We start from the raw sequence: 1,767 nt of genomic DNA, 5'->3' as shown, positions 1-1,767 counted from the left end.
ACATTTTTCATTTATCCGGCAATAGCGGACCTTTTGAAAAGGACTTTGTAAGAAAAAAGAACTTAAACCCGGAGAAAATATCAGAGACCTTTGGTAGCTTAATTTTTATGAAAATCAGTCTTGACATGGGGTCCACTATACGATGCTGTTTTTTTAGCGCTATAAACGGCCCATGGATCACATGTCTTGGGAGTCGCCACGGCATCCAGGTAACAGTCTTCGCAGAGGGTTTGTCCCGAATGTTTATAGCTGTCATCGGTGGAGATTTCAGTCGCACATTTTTCACATTTCATCTTTGTTTGCCTCCGTAACAGTAACCATCATATTAAGCAGTTCCTACACCGGTTCCTTAATTATTATGGTATCTCCTGAATAGCCTGCATTCCGATAACCCCAAACCCCGGCTATTAATGCAGCAATTCCTCCAACAATTAAAGTCCATCTAACACCAAACACTTCACCTACCCAACCAATTAGAGGCCCCCCAATTGCAGTTGAACCCAAAAATGCCATTGACCAAAGAGCCATAACTCTTCCGCGCATTTTAGAATCCGTATTTATCTGAAGAATACTTGAAGTGAGATTTACAAAAGCCATTGAAAAAATGCCGACAAATATAAAGGCAATTGTCGCCCATAGTAAAGTAGAAGTAAAAGCTGAAATTAAAACTGTTGTTCCAAATAATAGTGCAGTGTAACCCATTCTTTTTTGTGAAGTAACTGAACTTGAAGCATTTGCAACTCCTCCGATTAGCATTCCTATACCCAGACTAACATTAATAATTGAATAAACTCCTGCATCTCCATTAAGGATAAATTTAGCGAATAAAGGCATACTTACCTGCCACTCAAATGTAATTGTGCCAATTATAGCCATCATAACCAATGTATTAAATAAAACCGGAGTTGATCTGACATATTTTAAACCTTCTTTGATCTGGCCTTTAGCAGCAGCATCAACAGGAGGAGCACTATGAAGTTCACTTTTCCTTATCATAGACAAACCGATTAAAACTGCAATGTAAGATGCAGCATTAATGACAAAGCATTCCCCGATACCTATGGTCGCGACAATTATTCCGGCTATTGCAGGACCGATTATTCTTGCTGAACTGATTAAAATTGTCCATAAGCTAACAGCATTTTTAATTTTTTCACTTCCAACCATTTCAAAAATAAATGTTGATCTTGCGGGATTATCAATACTGTTAATAAGCCCAAGACAAAGCGCAAAAACAAATACCATCCAAAGTTGAACATTTCCCGTTAAAACCAATAATCCTAATATTAATGCTAAAATTCCTGATAGTGTTTGAGTTATATAAAGGAGTTTTAATTTTGAATATCTATCTGCAAGAAGACCTCCCCATGAAGTAAGAAGCAGCATTGGTAAAAATTGAAATGCTGGAATAAATCCAAGCATTAATGCAGAATTTGATAATTTTAAAACTAACCAAACCTGCGCAAGATACTGTAAAAATGTTCCGGAAACAGAAACAATCTGGCCCAAATAATATATTCTGTAGTTTCTGATTTTTAAAGAGGAAAAGGTTTTGTTCAGATATTGTTTCATATTGATTTTGCCCATGGACTTATTTGATAAAACATAACTATTTGATGCTTTGAGTCAGTAGTGTCCGGTTAAGTTTTTGCATGTTATATGGGATAAAAAAATTATAAAAATGTTTATTTTTTGCTTGACAAAGCAGATAAAAAATTTTTGTCGCCTTGTTATAAATTATAATTATAACAAGGAGTTAAGACAAAA

General features: G+C 35.5%; 2 protein-coding genes. One reads left to right on the top strand and one right to left on the bottom strand.

Annotated elements, in window-relative coordinates; genetic code table 11:
* Positions 1–311: hypothetical protein (locus tag VXK47_RS14895; protein ID WP_435549578.1), on the top strand; the 311-nt coding region annotated here is incomplete at its 5' end.
* Positions 312–336: 25 nt separating this feature from the next.
* Here the strand turns inward: VXK47_RS14895 and VXK47_RS14890 are convergent.
* Positions 337–1,572: an MFS transporter gene (locus VXK47_RS14890; protein WP_435549577.1), complete on the bottom strand. Its 1,236-nt coding sequence runs from the start codon at positions 1,570–1,572 to the stop codon at positions 337–339.
* Positions 1,573–1,767: the final 195 nt, after the last annotated feature.

It is taken from the genome of Desulfobacterium sp. N47, from assembly GCF_051233685.1.
In the GTDB taxonomy this organism is placed as follows: Bacteria; Desulfobacterota; Desulfobacteria; order Desulfobacterales; family RPRI01; genus RPRI01.
The sequence above is the reverse complement of the archived record's forward strand: the minus strand, read 5'-3'. Positions and strand labels throughout refer to the sequence as shown.

What these genes read in the sequence shown, in the direction of transcription:
- VXK47_RS14890 (WP_435549577.1), bottom strand. Translation starts at nt 1,572, where the DNA reads ATGAAACAATATCTGAACAAAACCTTTTCCTCTTTAAAAATCAGAAAC.